A 20,598-nucleotide genomic window follows, 5' to 3' on the forward strand; every position below is an offset into this window, starting at 1 on the left:
AGGCAATCGAGGTGCCTCGGCAACCTTGATCCACCCGTGTTCCACTACACGGCCTGAGTCGGCTTCGATGTAAGCAGGAGTGACCAGCTCATACTTCGTCTGCTCTCCTGCCTGGGGAGGGCGCACGCTGGACTCTGCTGCCAGGTTGAAAGGCGAGAGGTCGACAAGGTCAGAGACGCGACGTAGTCCGGCGTGCTCAACCTCAGCGGAGATGCGTGCCTGCAGGGCGGACAGGTTGCGGGCCTGGGCGGCGGCACGGTCGATGACTGCAAGCTGAGCCAGATGCCGCTCTCGCACACGCATGCCCTCGATGACTCCGGCTCGGAGCGCTTCGGCGATCTGGCGTCCAGCTGCCCGTACTGCCTGCACCAGCTCGGCTGTCTCAGTATTGCCCGCCTTCTGAACGGTCGCCTCGGACAGAGCCTCCAGCCCTTCGTCGACTCTAGGCTGTACGGCGGCGAGCACAGACTCTAGGAGCGCAGCGGCATCGTACGTCCCCGGTTCGACTTCTGGGTGACCATGGCCGATCCTGACCACGATCTCCGTGCGGAGGCTGTCTGAGTTTTCTTCGAGGCGCCTCCCGCTTCTACCTGGAGACGACTTCCGATCGCGCACAGCTTTCTTGGAGGGACCCTTCGCCGCTTCCTTGGCGATTCGTCTTTTCTTGTGATTTCGAGGATGTCCTTTGTCTTTATTGGAATGCCTAGATGGAGCTTCCTTCTTGGGGGATTCAGTGGGCTCCTTGCGTTTCCTACTCATTGCTCGTCGCCCTCTAGGAAGTAGTTTTCGCTGATCGTAGGCCTGTGCGACCCAATGGTGCTCCTGGCGGCTAGTGCGATGCCCTGCGCTGCGCCTTCGCGAGTGAGCTCTCGTTCGTCCTCGGTGGATGGCGGCGTCCTTCGGGGCATGGGTGTGACATGATGGCTTGGGCTATTATTTCGGACTGATGGATTCGCCCATTTATTGGGCAAGAGTGGAAGGGCATACGGGGGGAGGCTCGATCGCCCGCGCTCCCACGCCTGTATGGCATCCTTGGCTTCGTTGATATGTGCTTCGCCGTCAGCGTCAAGTGAAACGCGCAGATCGCGCCATCGTTTCTTCCAGTTCGGGAAACCATCCGGCACGCCGAGAAGTATGTAGGGGTTGATCACGTATGCGTTTTTGTGTTGGTCCTTAATCGCGTGCAGCACCTGCCGGTTTGCTCTGAGGTGAAGTCGTGCTTCCTGTGGAAGCTTGTCCTCGCTCAGAACCAGTTCTGGCGGAGGGTCGAGGACGTTCAGAGCCTCATCATAGTTTGGGGTACGTCCCGCGCGAAGCACGATGAGATAGGCAAGGATATTCCGCGCTTCCCAGCCCACGTCGGCGCGGATGCCCTGTAGAGACTTGGCGGTTCTCCATGCGTTCTGAAGCATCACATGGTAGTTTTGCTCGTCACCGCGTAGCCGCGCTTCGTGAGCTTTCCGAACGATCCGGATCGTTCGGCGCAGCAGGAGCCATCGGGCGTATGGCTTATGTTGAGGGACGCTGAGCGTGGCATCGGGTGCTAGCCGCTCCAGCGCAGGCCATAGCCACCTCTGTCGTATCAGCTCCGGGGTAATCTCACCATCGGTGCGAACTTTTCGTAGCGCGGTAGCAAGTCGGTGCTGGGCACCCGTCAGAGCGTCGATGTCGTTCAACACTGCCAGATCGCCGCTGGCCAGCCGTATCGTGAAGTCTTGGCGAATCAGCTCTTCCTGCCAGTCGAGTTCTACCAACTCCTCCCTGTTCAGCTGCGCTGGAGCGAGCCGGGCCAACAGATACGAACGTCGATCCCCGTCCTCCGGAACGGCTTGCGTGCTCACCCGTTTCGCGTCAATGAGGTCGTCCACCACAGACAGAGGCAGGTTCTCGAGCAGCCGGCGCTGCTGCTCGACATCCAGTCGGACATGCCAGATGCGTTCGGAGTCGCTGTAGAGCTGCCATGCGGCATCTGCCTCGGAAGATGTGGTTGCGGGGTCCTCCACCGGGAGCCTGCCGGGCGCCCGGTCTAGCAGCGCCTCGGCACGGGCGGCCTGGTACTCCGGCAGTACAGCAAGCCCGGCCCGGTGGCTTTGCAGCAGCAGCGAGATGGCTTCGATAGGCGGAAGCGCGAGCGCGTCACGGACGACTGTGGCTGCCAACTCCGCTGAGGTCATCGCTTGGATGGCTGGGCCCGGTCGAGTCTCGCGGTTGAGTACAAGGCGCGCGGCCTCCGCGACCGCACGGGCTGCATCGAGGGATGCCTGCCACTGTTGGTGCGAGATGAATCCGGATGGTGGTTCCGGAGGCACTGGCGCGGTTGGCTGCTCAGGCCCCCCAGGCCGGGGTGTCGCGACTTCGGATTGCGACGTTCGGACGTCGGCAGCGCGGGCGTCCGTCCGCTGTCGACGCTTTCGTTGTTCGATCAGTGCCAGACGTCGCTGCCGTTCGCGTCGCAGCATTTCCTCCCGGCCAGGCCCCACTGGACCCGCGTCTTTGCCGGAGTCGGCATGCGAGGACAGCGGTCCTGTGGTCACGACTCCTCCTCGAAGAGGGTCAGGTCGCTGGTGACCACGGCCGGCGTGCGGTCCAAGCAGTAGGCGTCCACAAAGGCCACCCGGGTGGCGAGGTCATTCTGCTCGATGTAGTGGGCCCACTCCTGCAATCGCGGAGTCACACAGCCTGGGAGCGCGGCTTCCAGCGGGTGTTTGACGATGACGGCCAAGGGCTCGACGGAGATCTCCGTCTCGACGAGGGCAAGTTTTCCGAGCGGAGAGCTGTGCACGCGGGCGTCGAGCTCGGATCGGTCTTCCGCCCAGCGGTTCAGAAGGATGCCATGGCGATCACTGTCGACTTGAAGGGAAGCGCCGCGCAAGACGCTCAGGAGGTCGCGCGCCAACCGCCAGTCCAGCAGGGGATGAAGCCGTGTGTTGGAGTAGTCGCGCAGGCACTGGTAGCAGGAACTGCTGCAAGTGACTGCATGCTCTTGACCTAGGGCATCGCAATAGCCGGCGACTGCATCCAAGAACTCGTCGATGCGGCCTGGGGACCCCAAGTAGGTGCTGAAGCCGGCTCCGTTCTCCAAGGAGTCACAGAGGTAGGCCATGACAGGAGAGGCTGCTGACGCCGAACCATGGATGCCCGCCAGCAGTTCCTCTGGTTGCACGTCCAGCAGGGGAGCCGCCGCCCGCCGGAGCAAGGCGGCGAGTGAGTACCAAGCGGCGCGCCGCCCGTGGTAGGCGTCGGAAAAGCCGTCCGGCTGCGCGGTCCGCGAGATATCGAATCGAAGGCCCCGATCTGTGTCGAGCCGGCCGCGCGCCCCTATGAAGAGCATGTCGGTGTGCTCGGTGGCCCCCAGAGCTGTCTCCAGGTCATAGGAGGCCCGCGCACTGTCGATGGTGAAGTAGCCCTTCCACGCGGAGTCAGAGCGCTTGAACCGGAACAGCCGCCCGTTGTTGCTGTTGATCGTATGGCGGTCACCTGTCCCGCTGTGGGCAATGAGCCAGTCGTCGGCAGTGCGCCTTACCCGAGGAGCGTCCTTCTCAAGGTCCGTCGCGGTGCGTGAGCTGGCCGCGTTCTTCCCCCACTCCCGCATCCCGTCGTAGTCACGCGGTTCCCCACCGCGGAAGCCGGCCGGCTCTCGAACCGGGAAAGTGGAGTAGTTGCCTCCATTCGCGCCGCAAGCAGGGCAGGACTTATGTTCCGCGTCGGTAGCAGTGGGGCTGATATGCGCGCACACCCGGCACATGGTTAGCAGGCGCTCCGGCCCGAAGGGCTCGACGGCTTTCGGCTGCTTCCTCCCAGGAGCGAACGAGACGACACCCATCGAGCGGTACAGCCGACCGTCCCAAGGGATCTCCGCCCCCGGCGCGAATTTGCTGAGGGCGACGCCCAGATCGCGCGAGATGGCCCCGGGCGGAGGCCAGGAGAAGCTGGGGCCCGGAGGCCTGGTGAAGAGCAGGCGGACTCGAGTTGGGAACCCGAACATGGGGAGCAAGCCAGCCTCAGCGAGACGCTGGCTGAGCTCAGCGTGGCCGATGGCGGTTGCGATATCGTCCACCTCGTCAAGCAGTTCCTTGACACAGGCGATCGGATCGATGGAGGCCACTGGCTCCGGTGTAGCTGCCTGCAACGCGCGGCCAGTTGCCCATATCGCTTCGTGGTTCCGGTCGACCCAGCCGAGGACGGCCTCCTTGTGGAGAGGCCAGTCCGCGGCAAGCCCGAACTGGCCATGGATGTTGCGGGTCAGGTTCGCTTCCCGGGTCGGGCCCGCCGCCGATTCGACGGCGGCGAAGGCCTGGCGCAACACTTCGCTGAGCAGCACTCGCCTGAAGATCGACGGCATGCCCAGCGCAAGATACGGCGCGGGTGTGGGGGCGTTGGTGATCTCTTCGGTGTGCTTGAAATAGTGCTGGTCGTGACTGTCCCCTCGGCAGACAGTCAGGGCGATGGCCGAGGGGCTGCCGCGACGGCCGGCGCGACCGACACGCTGCTGGTAGTTGAAGCGGGTCGGCGGCATGTTGGCCATCAGCACCGCATTCAGGGCGCCAACGTCGACACCGGCCTCCATGGTGGTGGTCACGGACAGCACCTCGATGCCGTCAGCCTTCGGCTCGTCTGTCTCGTCGAGGAAAACCCCCTGGAACCGGGCTTGCCGAGCCTGTGCGTCCAAGCGGTCTGTCTGCCCGGTCAGCTCGGCCGTGCGCAGTGGGAAGTCGCCAGTGTGGTTCCTGGCCTTCCACGCGTAGTAGTCGTCGTTGAGGTTGCTGGTGAACTGGTCCGGTTCGGTGGGTAGGACGGTCCGGCACTTGGTACACACCCCGGTCCCAGGATGCAAGTGGGAGCGGTGGCAGGTAGGGCACGTCCAGGCTCGTCCGTCACCTGGCCGCAACGCAACCTCAGCAGGGTCAATGACGTACTGGACGACCGCCGCGCCCCACGTGCCGAGGACCTGGTGCTGGATCTCCTGTAGGTCGGCGCCGGAATCCTGAGCAACCCGTTGCCAGTAGCGCCGCAACGGCGCGGGCGGCCTTTCCGCTCCCGGGCGCATCCCTTTGAAGCGGCGCATCTGGGCAAGAATCCGTAGACTCCCGCGGGCGAGCGCCAGGTTCGAACTGCGTGGGACGTCGAGGGCTTGCCGGTCGTCATTGGAGCTCAGCCAGCCCAGGCCCAGCGATTCAAAGTCCCTCCCCGCGCCGGAGAACAGGGATAGCAGGAACTCGCGTTCGAGGTTGTCGTCGATCCGCGTCAGGAAATCATCCTGCTCCGGCGTGAGCCCTGCTCTGAGCTGCCGCTCCCCCGACCAGTCGAACAATGTGGTCCAGCGTAGATCCTTGTACTCCTGAAGGGATGCTGCCGGCCCGCCGGGGTGGGTGCCATGTTCCAGGAGCAACCCCCGCAAGTCCGCCCGAAGGTCATTGAGTGACGGCAGGCGACCGAGTAGAGCTTCCAGATCGGGCTGCTTGTCCGGCTCGGCCATGAGGTCATCACTCAAGATCCGCTGCAGCGCCGCGAACTCCCGCGGGCGACGGGAATCCAGGCGGCCCATAGCGACCTTGACCGCGTCCCGATCAACACTATTGCGGTCCTCGTAGTACCGCTTGACCAGCTGAAGATCGGCGTAGGGGTTCCCTTGCTCAGTCACCGCCCGCGCCGCCAATAGGCGCAACAGATCCTGATAGTGGCGCAGTGCCAGGCCGCACGCCAGTTCGGCGGCGGCGTCCCGGCTGTCGGAGAAGGCGATGACTTTGCGTTCGTCCTTAGGTTGGTGCCCCAGCACTTCGCTGATTAGGACCTGATTGAGCTTGTCGAAGCCGGTGCGCATCCGGCGGACCGGGGCGGCGAGCAACCGCTCCTCCAGCTCGCGCGGCCTGCCCTCCGGGTCTCTGTCGAGCTCCCGCACGTCTCCGCAGGCAGGGCAGCGGGTGGGGAAGGGACGCAGCTGCCGCGTATCCAGGGCAGGTTTCCCGTCCTTATCCCTTTCGGGGATGAGGTGGTATGACCACCCTGTGTAGTCAACTTTGTTGTTGGCAAGCCGCCCAGTTCCCGGCTGGTAGCTGCTCGGCTGGAACTTGAAGGTCACCTTGGGGCCCTTGCTGATCTCGGATTTGCTCCATTCCAAGCCCTCGAGTGCCGGCTGGTCAGTCCGAGGCCAGTAGACAACGTAGTTCCCGCCGTTCGGCACACCCGTTGCTTCATCGGGGAGCAGGTCGAACTCCGGGAAGTCGGTGTGCAAGAAGCCCCGGAAAGACTCCTTGCCCAGCTGGGACGGCTTTGTGTATCCACCGAGCATGAGGTCGCCGCAGTTCTGGCAGCACAGCAGCTCCAGCACGCGGGCTCCACAGGTGCAGCGCGAGGTGGGCTCGCGGAAGAGCCGTCCGATGCGCCGCCTAGGGTCCTTCTCCACCGGGACATCGGGGCAATGCGGGTCAGAGCACGCCCAGACTCCCGGGACGTTGCGGAAGAACAGGTGCGCCCGGAGCTTGGGGTGCCCGTAATCTGGAGCGTTCTGCAAGGCCCGTAGTAGGCCGTGTAGTGCCTTCTTCCGCGCCTCCACGCCATCCACACCCGGGAACAGGCTGGCGGCGACCTCGGACAGCGAAACCGCCCGCGGTTGACCCGCGGGAGCCAGTGCCCGTTGCAGTGCCGTACCTGCACGTGAGCGATGCAGCAGAGCATCGGCGTCTGGCATGGGCAGCTCGCGGTCGACGGACGCAGCCAGCTCGTCTGCGTGCGAGGTGATGTCGGTCGGACCGTCATGGGGGAGCACCATCGCTCCCGGGATGACTTTATGCCTCCCCCTAGGGAGGGCGAAAAAGGACTTCAGGAAATCGTCGTCGCGACCAGCCTCCAGCGAGGCGGATGCGGCCAGGACCCGGAACTTCTCCGGTGCTTCATCCAAACCCAGCCGGTGGCGGAGGTTCCGCAGCAGGTAGGCGACCTCGGTACCGGCTGTGCCCCGGTACATGTGCAGCTCGTCCATGACGAGGGTGAAGCGTGCATCAGGAGTGCTGTGCAGCCAGCGGCGTGTGGCGTCGAATATCGAGGATTCTTGCGGCCGCAGCAGCATGACGTTCAGCATGGAATAGTTGGTGATGAGAACGTCGGGTGCGGAAACCTGCATGTCCCAGCGGGCGTGCATCTCCGCGCCGCCGACCCGGGGGATGAAGTCGAGCACCTTCCTGGTGTCCTGCTCGGCGCGGTGACGGCGGGCTTCGAGCTGCTCGATGTACGAGCGCAAGCGCTTGCGTGCCGGATACACGTCGGGATCACCCGATACCGGGGTGGCGCTGGTATAGCGGCCGAAGTAGAACCGATGTCCCGACCTGTGGCGATCCAGCCACTCGTGAGTCTGGTCGCCGTCGAGTGCACGACGCAGCCGGACGAGCTGGTCGTCAGCCAGCGCATTGGTCGGGTAGAGGATCAAGGCCCGTACAGCGGCGGGGTGTCCGCGCTCTTCAGAGCGGCTCGGAACATACTCGTCTCCCTGTCGCCACCAAGCGGGCTGAATCGCGCCCTGTCCACCCCAAGTCGCCGACTCGGCGACCAAGTCGGCGATGACGGGCAACAAGAACGCCTCGGTCTTGCCGGAGCCGGTTCCCGCCGTCACGACGAAGTCACGGCCCTCGCTGCAGGCAGTGACGAGGGCCTCGTGCTGGTGCTTGTAGAGGCGCTCGACCCCGTCCGGCATGACGAATCGTGCGAACTCCGCCGCCTGTGGATGCGCGCCGGCGAGCCTGAACGACTCCGCGAGTGGCATGTCGCTGGTGACGTACTGCGGCCGCAGTTCCAACAGAGGTTCTCGCCAGGTGCCGCCGTCGACGTCCAACAGCGCTCGCCGTTCGGTCGTCACCGAGGGGTCGTCCACACCGAAAGGTGTGTCGTAGTAGCGCATCAGGGTGTCCCTGAGCGACTCGAAGACGTGGGCGATGTCGCCGGACGCTTGCTTTGAACCGTCTGCCATTACTTCGCGCTCCCGGTGGACGCACGCGGCCGGAGAATTGCAAGATCTTGCTGGAGGGAGCGAGCAAGCCGCTCAGCAGCGGCTCTGGGCACGTTGTCATAGCGCACGGTTTCGGCCAGCTCGTTGAAGCACGGCTGTAGCCCTGTGCATAGCACTGCGGCACGTGAATGGATCGGCGGCAGCGGCGCACCCCAGTCCACGGAAAGAGCTCCGACCTGCTCTCGTCCTGCAACGGCTTCGGGCCGCCACCGCATGACGCTCTTCTTCGACCGGGCAAGCTCGAGATAGACACCGAACTCGTGCTCGGTGGTCTGGAACCGCGTACCACGTCGGATCTGCACCAGCCTCGACCAGTCAGAGCTGCGCCACCGATACAGCCCGTCTTTGTCGTAGGAGTCGGCGGGCAGGTAGGCGCGTTCCGACAGGTCGTAGCGCTCAACAGTGTGGATGTTGCCAGGTGCGGGCGGTGCAGCGTCCCCGCCGGGCATGATGTCCGGCAGCATGGCGACAATTTGCACGGCAGCACACGGGGTGAAGGAGAAACGCATGCGGGTGGCGTTCTCCGGTAGTTCCTCGGAGTCGCCGTAGTGCACGAGAAGAGAGTCGGGAACGGGCAAGTCGCCCGGCGCCACTTCGTTCCGCACCCTATGGATGACCGCCCACTCCTGCTCCGCGGCCTCAACAGTGCGCTCGTCGGCCACCGTACGGCGGCCGGTAATCAGCGCCATCCCGTCAGAGGCGGGCAACCGAGTCAGTACGGGGGGTGCGATCGACCAGATGCCACTCCGCCAGTCCACATCCAGGTGGCCGAGTGCCGAGACGTCGCGCAGCCACCGTCCATCCGCACCGTCATGCACGTCCAGGCCGCGGCTGCGGGCGGTACGCAGGATTCCTTCTCGCAGGTGTGCGATCTTGCCACCGCCCAGCTCGCTGGCCCAGCGCAGAAGCAGATCGCCGATGCTGCTCACTTCCTGACCTCCTCTGCGAGGTGAAGGAACGACTCCCACAGTGGTCCACGGCCGCCTTCGGCCGCTTCCAGCACCGCAGCAGCCCAGGGGCCGTGCTGTGGCCCCGGCCGGAATTCCGGTTCGACGGGGTATGCCGGCTCTACGTGCCAGGCTCCTCGGCGTTGCTGCAGGATCCAGCCGCCAGGCCCGTGAAGTTGAACTTCGAAGTAGTAGTCAGAAGGGCGATCGTTCAACCGGGACCACCATGCGGGTATCCCAGGCTCGGTCACCGTCCAGGCGCGCCCGTCGTTAGAAACAAAACGGGTTTCCTCTGCGCCTCGGCGGCAGAGGATGACGCGCGGTGCCGTGCCCTTGCCTGCCACCGGGACATGAGCACCACGTATCAGATCTTTGGTCGGGTGGTTCGTAGCAGCGAAGGCATCCGCCCGTTTTTCGCTACAAGGGAAGCCCACGATGTTTTCTGGCTCAGCTGGATCCGGAGCACCTTCGGCGGTCGTGAACGTGACCTCGTTGCCCTCGATCTCGATGGTGTGTCTGCCCGGATCGAGCTGCCGCGTCCAAAGGCGGATTGGTTCGCCCGGTTGCGGAAAGGGAGGTTCAGGCTCGTGTCCGTCGAGGAGGACTGTGCTCGTCGGACCGTCCGGTAGAACGAGATCTGGTTCGCCGCCCGTCAGGTAGAAACGTCTATTGAAGCGAGGAGCGAGAGAGAGCCCTCCCTCCAAGTAAGGCTTGTACCTTGGTGCAGGCTGAGTCGCGAGCATGGCGCCTTGGACATCTCGGATCGCCTGCCTCAAGGTGACGGCGTTGTTGAAGACGACGCGCAGCCGTAGTGACCAGCCCTCCGGAACCCATGGAAGTTGCCCCGGCTCGCGGGCTTTTCCGATGGAAGCGGCGCGCTGAAGTACGGCTTTCAAATCCCGCTCCGCCTCTGGGCCAGCGAGAATCATGTGTTCCTCGCCGGGAACGAACCGGTCGACGCTCGTGCGGGTATCCAGTGTGTCGTTGCGACACAATACGACCAGCGAAGAGGGAGGGCGGCTTACCGCGATCCCCTCACCGACTAGCTGAATTCCCCGCCGCAGTGAATGGGCATCGGGCAACTGTAGGCCGTCGACGCTGTAGTATTCGGTGTCTCCAAGTTTGCGGAGCATCACCCCGTTGGGCAGCGAGTACTCCTCCGCGCCCCTGCGGGGCAAACGCGCCAGCCAACCCAGCCTGCGGCTCTCGAAACGCACCAGCAGTTCCGCTCGAGGCGTTCCCGGCGAGACGAAGACTGGCGAGCCGTCCCATACGTTGGCGAGATTGCCCAGAAGGCGCGCCACGAGGAGAGACAGCTCCGGGTCCATGGCCGCTCGACGAAACCCGGGCGAGAACCTGTCCCAGAGCCTCCACTTCGTCAGCCAGGACAGCAGTTTGGCCCCTGGGAGCGGCCAGGCGGAGTCGTACCGCTCGCGTACCGTGTGGAAGAACTTGGGGAGCAGCTGGCGGTCCGTACCGCGCAAGATGGATTGTGAAAGGGCATAGCCGATGCGGCTCTGGTTGCTGGGGAGGTCCCGAGGGGACGGGATCGTGCACAATCCGCGGTAGGCCCCCCACTGAGTCTGCCAGGAGGCGAGGCGCTGCCACATGTGCGCGATGGGCAGATAGTTGTAGGAGGTCAGCACCCCATCGCGTCCAGCGAGGAGCTGGGAGAACTTATCGTGGTAGTTGCTCGCGCGATGCCGCCCGTCATTCGCCATCTGGGTAGCGGCCAATACTGAACAGGCGAGCAGGGGGAGCACGGCTGGGGCATCGTGGCCGTTGCGTTCATGCGACTCGTATTGCTCGATGGCCTGGTAAGGCTTCGGCCGCCCAGGTTGCATGACCAACTTGACGGCGTCTACCAGAGACGTGTCGAGCTTGAACCGGGCTTGTAGGGCAGCCGCTTCGCTTTCGCTGACGTACATGACCACTGGATGGCCATCCCAGTCCGGGCTGAAGAAGGCTTCCTCGAGCGCCCCCTGCCATGCTTCATACGGTTTGAAGTCCATATCTCACCCGGCTCCCCCACCACACCCCCGGCCCGATCTAGCAGTCACCAGGCCAGATGAGAGGCGGTGGCTACCGGGGTGACGACACCTTACGGCCAAGAGAGAAGGAGCGTCCTGGGTCGATTGGCCGTGTTTTCCCGGATCTTCGGGCGGGTTTGTATGCCGACAACGAAGGCGGAGCGGCGCGGACTGCATAGCCGACGAAGCTGGTCTGGGCCGTGATGTTGCAGGTCAGGGCAAGTTAGGTGTGAGCCATGTCAACGGACTGAGGGGCTCGCTCGTCCCATGGTCAGCGATGCGTTTCGCGGCCAAGTGCTGTTCGGTAGGCCCGTCAACAGGCCGGATCTGGTCATGTGAATGGCATTCACAGACGATCCTGCGATAGATGTCTGCAGCAGCCGGGATTGGCTGATGTGTGTTCACCGGGTGTTCCCGTGTGTCCAGGGATGCCTTCGAGGCCCAGTAATCGGCTCGAACGGGCGAGGGCGCGATGTGGATTCGACGTGAGGGCAGGTGGGAGTGGAATCGCTGGAGCGCTCGCTCCTAAGCGGATCGGCGATCGCATCACTGCACGGCCACCTCCCGCTCGGCGGGATGAGCCGGGTGTACTACGGGATCGCCGACAACTGCGGGCAGGTGGTGGTGAAGGGGTTCCATACGACGTCAACGGCGATGCTCGAGACACCGACATGCATCGCGCCAGAGCAGGTGAGCACACCCGAGCAGATCACCGCCGTTGCCCCCGCGAGTTTGGGATGAACCGTGGAAGACAACGCCACCGTCGCATTGGGCGACATAGCCCGGATTGCGAAGGTCGGTCGGCCCGCTGTCAGCAACTGGCGCCGCAGGTTCAATGACTTCCCAAGCCCGATCGGTGGCCCCGCCAGCGCTCCCCTCTTTGCACTCGCCGACGTCGAGAGCTGGCTGCTCAGCCAAGGGAAGATCACTGAGATCTCCCGCGAGGAACGGGCTTGGCAACGCCTCCGCGCCGAAGCCGACGACCTCCGCATCGCCACCGCCGTCGGACACATCGGAGCCTTCCTTCTCGCCCGCCAGCAGGCCCCCGAATGCTGGATCTCCGTTCCGGACGAGGTTTCCTCGAATGACTTCAACGTCTCCGCGCTACCGGACGCCACTCCCATGACGCTCTCCGGCGCCACCCTCTCCGCCATCTCCGCCCTGGCCGACTACCGCGGTGCCGCCGAAACCTTCGACGATCTCTACGAGCGGTACCTCGCTACCCGCCGTCCCGGCGTCCTCTCCCCGGAGCTTGCCAACCTGATGATCACTCTGGCCTCACCGGCTGGTGGAACCCTTCTCGACCCCTTCTGCGGGCCAGGCGTGCTGCTGTGGACGGCGGCGGGGGCTGCAACCAGGTTGCTCGGCCAGGAACGCGACGAGGCCGAAGCCCGCCTGACCGCCGCCCGCCTTCTCCTCCACGGCCACGATGCCGTGATCCGTGCCGGCGATTCCTTGCGCCAGAACGGCTTCGAAGACCTTGAAGTCGATGCCGTGGTCTGCACCCCCCCGTTCGGCGAACGCATCTGGGACTACGACGAACTCGCCGATGACCCCCGCTGGAAGTACGGCCTTCCGCCCCGCGGCGAACCCGAGCTCACCTGGGTTCAGCATTGCCTCCATCACCTCAAACCGGGTGGTCGAGCCGTCCTCCTGATGCCGGCCGCCGCAGCCGATCGCCGCTCGGGACGCCGTATCCGTGGCCAACTGTTGCGGGCCGGGGCTCTGCGCGCAGTGATCAACCTGCCATCGAGCGCCGCACCCCACACGCAGGGAAGCCCCCATCTCTGGATCCTGCACAAACCTGCCCCAAATGAGCAGCTGTCCTCTTACGTACATCTGATGGACCACGCAGAGTCAACATGGTCGGACATTCGTGCTGACGTCCTCGCACGCCTGCAGGAGCCGGAGGCCGGCATCCCGCTGATCGAACTCCTAGACGAAGAAGCCGACCTGACGCCCGCCTGCCACATTGATGACAGCGTTCGCGTGGAGGACTTTCACGCCACACTCAACGCCTTTGCAGACTCCCTCTCCCACCTGCAGACCTTCGTTCGCGATCTCGGCGGCTGGCGGCCCGTGCAGCCTTCCTTTCCTCGGACCACGATCGCGGAGCAGGCCCGGGCAGGAAGCATCCTCGTCACCCAAGTTCCTCGTACTTCGACGCCGCCCGGCAAGCTCCCAATGCTCACAACGGAAGATGTCCTGGCCCGCCGAGCACCGACAGGCCGCATGGCACCGTCATCCCACATGGTCACCGCCCAACCGGGGGACATCGTCGTCTCCACCCAAGGGCAGACCGTCACCGCGAGAGTCATGGAGACCGATGTGGCCCTTGAAGGCGGGCTCCTTCTTGTTCGCCCAGATCCCCGCTGCTTCGACTCGAACTACCTCGCGGGCATCCTGAGAAGCGCGTCCAATCGCCTTCTCAAGCGCGGCCAGACGAGCGCCTCCAGATTTGACCTCCTACGGATGGAGATGCCCATTCTGCGACTCGACGAGCAACAACGCCTTGGCAGGGCTTTCCGCTCGCTGGAGCAACTCGCTGAAGCCGCTGGTCAGCTCGCCGTACAGCACGCTGCCCTCAGCGAACTCAGCCACACCGGCCTGAGCACCGGGAGGCTCCGCCCCTGACCAATCGGTCAGACGACTGGGAGAGGAGCGGGCTATCGTGACTCTTTGAATTTATGACTTGGAGAGTGCCCTGGAGAAGTAGCGTATTACGCGAGTCGCAGTCCTGAACGTCGCAGGCATATCTTGAGGAGTGTCAGCCGTGCCACCCACTCTCTACCGCGACACCGGCTACTCGCTGAGCCATCTGGTCGAAGACATCAAGAACGGACGGATCGGTCTCCCTGACATTCAGCGCCCTTTCGTCTGGTCGGCGGCCAAGACTCGGGACCTGCTCGACTCGATGTACCGCGGATACCCCATCGGCACGCTGATGTTCTGGGAAACCGGCGCGGAAGTCGGCACCCGGCAGATCGGCATGGAGGCCGCCGCCCGATCGCCCCAGCTCTTGATCGTCGACGGGCAGCAGCGCCTGACGTCCCTCTTCGCCGTACTCACCGGCCGCCCCGTGCTTACCAAGTCCTTCGAGGAGCGCCGGATACGGATCGGCTTCCGCCCTGAGGACCAGACCTTCGAGGTGACCGACGCGGCCATTGAGCGGGATGCCCATTTCATCCCCGACATCACCGTGCTCTGGTCGAACGGCTACAAGACCACGGTGCGCCAATTCTTCGATCGCCTCGGCAAGACACTGGACGAGGAGATGCCGGACGCTCACAAGGACGAGCTCGAGGAGCGCATCGACCGCGTACGCGATCTGCGTGACTTCCGATTCCAAGTGGTCGAGCTGGACGACGCCACCGACGAGGAGCAGGTCGCCGAGATCTTCGTCCGAATCAACTCCGAAGGTGTCAAACTCAACCAGTCGGACTTCATCCTCACGCTCATGTCCGTGCACTGGGAGGCGGGACGTCGGCAGCTCGAAAACTTCAGTCGGGCCGCCGTCGATCCCGCGGTGACCGGCCCCAGCCCCCGGAACCCGTTCCTGGACCCGAGCCCGGACCAGCTCCTCCGTGTTGCCGTCGCGGTGGCCTTCCGTCGCGCTCGGCTCCAGCACGTCTACAGCATCCTGCGCGGCAAGGATCTCGAAAGCGGACGGGTGAGCCCGGAACGCCGCCAAGAGCAGTTCGGGCTGCTCGCCGCAGCGCAGGAGAAGGTGCTCGACCTGACCAGCTGGCACGAGTTCCTGAAATGCGTGGCCACGGCCGGCTTCCGCAGCCGCAAGATGATCACTTCGGACAACGCTCTGCTGTTCAGCTATACGCTCTGGCTGATCGGTCGCCACGACTTCGGGCTGCAGGCCGCGGCGCTGCGCCCCGCCATCGCACGGTGGTTCTTCATGGCGCACACCACGGGCCGTTACAGCAGTTCGCCCGAGTCCCAACTCGAATCCGACCTAGGGCGGATCACAAGCCTGCCAGCCGGTGACGGTGCCGCCTTCCTCGCTGAGCTGGACCGCATCATCGCCGCGAACTTCACTGGGGACTACTGGGAGATCTCGCTACCGAACCGGCTCGACACTTCCTCGTCCCGCTCTCCCGTCCTGTTCGCCTACCTGGCCGCGCTGAACATTCTGGACGCCGAGGTTTTGTTCGGCGACCTGCGGATCAGGGATCTTCTCGACCCCACGGGGGCGGCACCGCGATCCCTGGAACGGGATCGCCTGTACCACCGCAAGTACCTCGAGTCGCTCGGCATCTCCGGCACGCGGCAGGCCAATGCGATCGCGAACATGGCATACGTCGACTGGCCCCCCGATGTGCGCAACAACGCCGACGCCCCCAGTGACTACCTGCCCCGCATAGCCGAAAGGGTCGACCCGCAGGCCCTGGCTCGGCAGTCCCGGTGGCATGCGCTTCCGGTCGGTTGGGAGCAACTGGAGTATCCAGTCTTCCTTGAGCGGCGCCGCCAGCTCATCGCCCGTGTCGTCCAGGAGGGCTTCAACGCTCTTACCGACGGGCGCAAGAAGTACCCGCCGATGACCGCTGCTGATCTGATCGCCGCCGGTGAATCGCAGACTACGGAGTTCAAGGCCAGCGGACGTTGGAACGTCCATACCAAGCAGCACGACCCGAAGCTCGGGCAGGTCCTGGTTAAGGCCGTGTGCGGCTTCCTCAACGCCGAAGGCGGCGTTCTGCTCATCGGTGTCGCCGACGATGGTGAGGTTCTGGGCATCGAAGAAGACTTCGCCACATTCGGCTCGAAACAGAACGCCGACGGCTATGAGCTGTTCCTCAGGCAGCTGCTCGACGACAACCTTTCAGCCCCGACTGCATCGACCGTACGCATCCGGTTTCCTGTGGTGGATTCAAAGACGATCTGCCAACTCAGCGTCGCCGCGTCCGGAAACCCGGTCTTCGCTAAATCCGCCAAGGCGGGAACCGGCCCTTCGGAATTCTGGGTGCGTGTAGGCAACGCGACCAAGCAGCTCCACGGCGAAGACCTCATCAAGTATCAGGAGCAACACTGGGGCTGAGGCGATTGAGAGTGATCTTCTCCCGCTTGACAGGTGACTCGTGCACCTCCGTGCGGGCGGGAGCGGCTACGACGGCGTCAAGTAGGTGAGGGCAAAAAGCCGGTAGCTTGAAGCGGCGCTGTAACGGCGCGATGGTAGGGAGGTCTCGAACGCGAACTGCCTGAATAGGCATCCCGTAAACGGGTGTCAATCTTCAATGGAATTATTAAACCGGGTAGCCGGAACGGCGCCTGGTGCGCAGATTTGCGTACGGGTCACCCAAGAGGTTGTCCGAAACAGTGAATCCCCCAAGGTGACAGGGGCGCGACGAACGGAAAACGAATGTTCGATGATATGACGCCGTACGACCGTAAGGCGTGGGACGAGATCGAACGGTGGCGGCAGAGCCGTTTGGCCGCGCGTACGCGGCGCAGCCTGCCAGCAGGGGCACGTGAGCGCCTCCGTGATGTCGGTGAGAAGGTCCGCACCCGTGCCGAGGCTGTGCCCGGTCTACCCGACTTCGAAAGCATCTTCCTCAAGTCACTGGAAGCGCTGGTGGGGCTGGGAGGCCGTACGGCGATCGCGACCGTGCCAAAGGGCGCCGTGGTCAAGGCGTATCGCAAGCGCGGCGCCGGCGTTGACGTTCTCGAGAACATCCGGAAGCTCGACCTCGAGCTGATCGATAAGGTCAAGCCGCGGCTGGGCCTTCGCTACACCGCCTTTGCCACCGCCGAAGGCGCAGGAGCAGGCTTCGCGGCTTCCGGGGGTGGGCTACTCGCAGCGGGAGGCACGGTCGCCGGTGCGGGAGCAGGCGCCGCACCCGGCGCGGCACTCGTCATCGGCACAGTGGTGGCCGATGCCGCCGCGGTTCTCATCGCCGGCCATCGGGCCGTCGCGCACATCGGTGCGTACTACGGCTATGACGCCGAGCATCCCGATGAGCAGCTCTTCATACTCGGTATACTCGGCCTCGGCACGGCTTCCGAAGCCACAAAGGTTGCTGCTTACGCGGAAATCAACAAGCTCGTCCAAGCGCTCGCCCGGCGTGCGACGTGGGACCAACTCAACCAGAACGTCGTGACCGCGGTGGTCCAGAAGGTCTTCACGCGCTTCGGATTCACCCTCACGAAGAAGAAGCTGGGGCAAGCGGTACCGGTCATGGGCATCGCGTTCGGCGCCGGGGCGAACACGATACTTCTGAAGCGTATTACGGACGACGCGGAGCACCTATACCGCGAGCGCTTTCTGCGTGAGCGTTACGGGGTTGAGGTGGAACCCGACTTGGTTTCCACCGATGTGGACTTCCGGGAGGATGTCGACATCGTCGATATTGTCGACGCCGAGATCCTCAATGAGGACAATGAGCGCGAAAATGATGATCCTTCGCCGGCTACAAAAGGCGATGAGCCAGGGTGAGCCCGCTGGACGACTTCATCGAGTTGCTCCAGCGAGGGTCAGCTGAGTTGTACGCCGACAACCCCGATCTCATGAGCACGGGGGAACTGACTCCCACGGCCAATGTGATCGATGCCGGTGACCTTGCGTTGTTCTTTGCGGGGCTTGAGCGCGGACTCATCACCCTCCATCGCGGGGCGCGATTCAACACGCTTGATCGCCCGACGCCTGTCGGCCGTTGGGGGTTGCTGTCGCGGTCGCGTGCCGGTGGTTGGTACAACGCCGAGTACCTTCCTCAGATCGCGGCGTACGTGGACGTGATCACCAACCTTCGATATCCGGCCGAGCGGGTGCTCTTCGAGCTCCCTTCCTCGGCCCTGCAACTGGACCTGGCCATCCTCGACGACGCGTCGAACGTTGTGATCCTCGGTGAGGCGAAGCGAGACACCGGTGCGCTGGAATCGCTACGTGAGGGTGTGCTGAGCCGGTTCGGCGACAAGGCGCCAGGGCCTGAGACGAAGAAGCGAGGCGACGAGCAGCGGCAGCTCGCCTGGCGTCTGTGGACCGTCCGACCTCGCCTGACGTGGCTGATTGGCCCGGGTTGCAGGGCTGCGTTCGCGACGAGCGCGCCGTCGCTGCAACTGACGGCCCCCCGCGCCTTCCGGAGGCTGAGGCGGTCGGCCTCGCTCAAGGGCCAGCGCGGATGATGCCCCCGCTGCCCTAGCGACGTTCCGCTCGTGGCCTGCCGGAAGACCGGACTGGTCTTGAGGTGGACTCGCCGAGAGGGCGGGGCAGGGCTCGGATGTTGGAGGGGCTGAACCGGTAGTTCAAATGGGTGCTGGAGGGAGCGGGGATGCAGCCAGCGGGTGATGGGGCGTGACCCTGGATATCGCGGGGTCAACGACCGAAGTCGGGGTCAGATGAGGGTCGAAAGATCTTGAGGCCGGTCTCCGTGGGGGAGAACCGGCCTCTGACCTGGCGTTTTCTGTCGGGGTGGCGGGATTTGAACCCACGACCTCTTCGTCCCGAACGAAGCGCGCTGCCAAGCTGCGCTACACCCCGGTGGCGGCTGCCCGGGAGTTGTACGTCCTCCCGGCGCCTAGTCCACCTTAGCGGATGCTGGGGAGTGGTGCGTCCCTGATTTTCGGGCTGTGAAGGCGGTCACGGCGCCCGCGGGCGTGAGGGTGATGTTCGTCAGGGCGGCGGTCTCCAGCCAGGTTCGGAGGTCGGCTCTGGTGCCTGGGTTGCCGAAGGCGCCCTGGTACTGGAGGAGCTTGATCAAGGGGTCGCGGCCGGCGGCCTTGACCACGGTCGTGCCTTGGAGGGTGCCGCCTGGGCGTAGGACTCGGGTTAGTTCCTGGAGGGCTGCGGGTGGGTCTTCCAGGCAGTGGAGGCCGTTGTAGGTGAGGCAGACGTCGAAGGTGTCGGTGGGGAAGGGGAGGTTGTAGATGTCCGCCTGGACGAGGGTCGTCGTCTTGCGGCGGGCCCTCTTGAGCATGGTCGTGGAGAGGTCGGCTGCCACGTGGCGGGGGTTGTCGCGTATGGCCAGGCCGCCGCCGCAGGGGATGTCGAGGGTCAGGGCTGACGGGTCCTGGGCGGCGATGAGTTCGTGGAGGTGGCCGATGTCGTAGTTCCAGAGGGCGCGGGCTCCCAGGTGGGAGAGGGCGCGGTTCTGGACGGCGACGTCGTACAGGGTGGCTAGGAGCGGGGCGGTCTTCCAGTTCACCGCCGAGGGACGAGGGTGAGCAGGGAGGCCTCGGGCGGGCAGCAGAAGCGCATGGGGGCCTTCGGGGACGTGCCCAGGCCCGCGGAGACGTGGAGCCAGGAGCCGCGGTGCTTGTGGAGGCCCTTGACGCGGGGGCGGTCGATGCCGCAGTTGGTGGCGAGGGCGCCGTAGAAGGGGACGCAGACCTGGCCGCCGTGGGTGTGGCCGGCGAGCAGGAGGTCGTAGCCGTCGGCGGTGAAGCGGTCGAGGTTGCGGGGTTCCGGGGAGTGCATGATGCCGAGGTGGACGTCGGCCTGGGGGTCGACGGGGCCGGCGATCTTGTCGTAGCGGTCCCGGTTGATGTGGGAGTCGTCGATGCCGCCGAACTCGATGTCGAGTTCGCCGACCTTGAGGCGGCCGATGCGGTTGTTGAGGTCGAGCCAGCCGGCGGCCTGGAGGGAGGAGCCGAGCTCGCGGTAGGGGAGGTCGGGCTCGCGGCGGCGGCGGCCGTAGTCGGACTTGCTCGTGCGCCAGATGTAGCGGAGCGGGTTCTTCAGGACCGGGGAGTACAGGTCGTTGGAGCCGTAGACGAAGACGCCGGGGCGGTCGAGGAGGGGGCCGAGGGCGTCCAGGAAGGGGCCGATCGCGTCGCGGTGGGAGAGGGTGTCTCCGGTGTTGACGACGAGGTCGGGCTCCAGGGCGTCCAGCGAGCGGACCCAGTGGATCAGGCGGGATCTGCCGGGCGTGAGGTGCGCGTCGGAGATGTGCAGGATCTTCACCGGCGGGCGGCCGGGCGGCAGCACGGGCACGTCGAAGCGGCGGAGGCGGAACCAGTTCCGCTCGATCAACGAGGCGTACCCGAAGGTCGCGGCGCCCGCGCCCAGTACTCCCAGCGGCACGGCGTGGATCTTTCGCACGGCTCTCCCTTCTCAGGGTTCCATGCTTTCAGACATGGGCGCCGCTCGGTAATCCTGATGAGGCGGAAGGTCGCGGACGGGCATGATGTTGGGCATGACCCTGAAGGAGAAGCTGGAGACCGATCTGTCGTCGGCGATGAAGGCGCGCGACGAGCTGCGCACGCGCACGCTGCGCATGGCGCTCACGGCGGTGAAGAACGAGGAGGTCGCCGGCAAGCAGTCGCGGACGCTTTCCGACGACGACGTCGTGAAGGTGCTCACGCGGGAGGCGAAGAAGCGGCGGGAGGCCGCGACGGCCTTCGGTGACGCGGGGCGCGAGGCGCAGGCGCAGGCGGAGCGGGACGAGGGCGGGGTGCTGGAGGAGTACCTGCCCGCGCAGCTGTCCGACGAGGAGCTGACCGCGCTGGTGGCGGACGCGATCGCCGAGACGGGCGCGTCGGGGCCCCGCGCGATGGGGCAGGTCATGAAGTCGGTGAACCCGAAGGTGGCCGGGCGCGCGGAGGGCGGGCGCGTCGCGGCGGAGGTGAAGCGGCAGCTGGCTGAATGAGAAAGGGCCCGGCATGGTGCCGGGCCCTTTCG

General features: G+C 64.9%; 13 protein-coding genes and 1 tRNA gene. 7 read left to right on the top strand and 7 right to left on the bottom strand.

What is annotated here, in order from left to right; genetic code table 11:
• The first annotated feature begins 192 nt into the window (after window positions 1-192).
• Window positions 193-474 carry a hypothetical protein gene (locus AB0C87_RS06085; protein WP_360576700.1) on the top strand — a complete coding sequence of 94 codons (282 nt, stop codon included), beginning with the start codon at window positions 193-195 and terminating at the stop codon, window positions 472-474.
• Between the two features lie 281 nt (window positions 475-755).
• On the opposite strand, the gene AB0C87_RS06090 is transcribed toward AB0C87_RS06085, so the two are convergent.
• From AB0C87_RS06090 to AB0C87_RS06105, 4 genes are all read right to left on the bottom strand, one after another.
• A complete protein-coding gene (locus AB0C87_RS06090) occupies window positions 756-2,174 on the bottom strand; it encodes a hypothetical protein (RefSeq protein WP_360576701.1) in 1,419 nt (472 codons plus the stop codon).
• Window positions 2,175-2,530: 356 nt separating this feature from the next.
• The gene (locus tag AB0C87_RS06095; RefSeq protein WP_360576702.1) at window positions 2,531-7,891 is read right to left on the bottom strand and encodes a DEAD/DEAH box helicase; all 5,361 of its coding nucleotides are present in this window, start codon (window positions 7,889-7,891) and stop codon (window positions 2,531-2,533) included.
• A 68-nt stretch (window positions 7,892-7,959) separates the two neighbouring features.
• Complete coding sequence (locus AB0C87_RS06100) at window positions 7,960-8,928, bottom strand: hypothetical protein (protein WP_360576703.1); 969 nt, start codon at window positions 8,926-8,928, stop codon at window positions 7,960-7,962.
• Window positions 8,925-10,958, bottom strand: coding sequence for a hypothetical protein (locus AB0C87_RS06105; RefSeq protein ID WP_360576704.1), 2,034 nt, complete (start codon window positions 10,956-10,958; stop codon window positions 8,925-8,927). The genes AB0C87_RS06100 and AB0C87_RS06105 overlap by 4 nt, the downstream gene beginning before the upstream one ends.
• Before the next feature lie 519 nt (window positions 10,959-11,477).
• On the opposite strand from AB0C87_RS06105, the gene AB0C87_RS06110 reads away from it, so the two are divergent.
• The 5 genes from AB0C87_RS06110 (at window position 11,478) to AB0C87_RS06130 (ending at window position 18,104) form a co-directional block, all read left to right on the top strand.
• Window positions 11,478-11,717, top strand: a complete 240-nt coding sequence (locus tag AB0C87_RS06110; RefSeq protein WP_360576705.1) for a hypothetical protein — start codon at window positions 11,478-11,480, stop codon at window positions 11,715-11,717.
• 3 nt (window positions 11,718-11,720) lie between these two features.
• Window positions 11,721-13,610 (top strand): N-6 DNA methylase, encoded by a 1,890-nt coding sequence (locus tag AB0C87_RS06115; RefSeq protein WP_360576706.1) that lies wholly within the window; start codon window positions 11,721-11,723, stop codon window positions 13,608-13,610.
• Between the two features lie 139 nt (window positions 13,611-13,749).
• A complete protein-coding gene (locus AB0C87_RS06120) occupies window positions 13,750-16,023 on the top strand; it encodes a DUF262 domain-containing protein (protein WP_360576707.1) in 2,274 nt (757 codons plus the stop codon).
• A 321-nt stretch (window positions 16,024-16,344) separates the two neighbouring features.
• On the top strand, window positions 16,345-17,418 hold the full coding sequence (locus AB0C87_RS06125) for an EcsC family protein (RefSeq protein WP_360576708.1): 1,074 nt from the start codon (window positions 16,345-16,347) through the stop codon (window positions 17,416-17,418).
• Entirely contained in the window at window positions 17,415-18,104 is a 690-nt protein-coding gene (locus AB0C87_RS06130; protein WP_360576709.1) for a hypothetical protein, read from the top strand. The genes AB0C87_RS06125 and AB0C87_RS06130 overlap by 4 nt, the downstream gene beginning before the upstream one ends.
• Window positions 18,105-18,385: 281 nt before the next feature.
• On the opposite strand, the gene AB0C87_RS06135 is transcribed toward AB0C87_RS06130, so the two are convergent.
• From AB0C87_RS06135 to AB0C87_RS06145, 3 genes are all read right to left on the bottom strand, one after another.
• A tRNA-Pro gene (locus AB0C87_RS06135) sits at window positions 18,386-18,459 on the bottom strand.
• Between the two features lie 37 nt (window positions 18,460-18,496).
• Window positions 18,497-19,123, bottom strand: coding sequence for a class I SAM-dependent methyltransferase (locus AB0C87_RS06140; protein WP_360576710.1), 627 nt, complete (start codon window positions 19,121-19,123; stop codon window positions 18,497-18,499).
• Window positions 19,120-20,019 carry a metallophosphoesterase gene (locus AB0C87_RS06145; protein WP_353831883.1) on the bottom strand — a complete coding sequence of 300 codons (900 nt, stop codon included), beginning with the start codon at window positions 20,017-20,019 and terminating at the stop codon, window positions 19,120-19,122. Before AB0C87_RS06145 ends, AB0C87_RS06140 begins: the two co-directional genes overlap by 4 nt.
• Before the next feature lie 94 nt (window positions 20,020-20,113).
• Between AB0C87_RS06145 and AB0C87_RS06150 the strand changes: the two genes are divergently transcribed.
• Window positions 20,114-20,566 carry a GatB/YqeY domain-containing protein gene (locus tag AB0C87_RS06150; protein ID WP_360576711.1) on the top strand — a complete coding sequence of 151 codons (453 nt, stop codon included), beginning with the start codon at window positions 20,114-20,116 and terminating at the stop codon, window positions 20,564-20,566.
• Window positions 20,567-20,598: the final 32 nt, after the last annotated feature.

Origin of the sequence: Actinomadura sp. NPDC048021, from assembly GCF_040653135.1 — a bacterium.
Lineage (GTDB): Bacteria > Actinomycetota > Actinomycetes > Streptosporangiales > Streptosporangiaceae > Spirillospora > Spirillospora verrucosospora.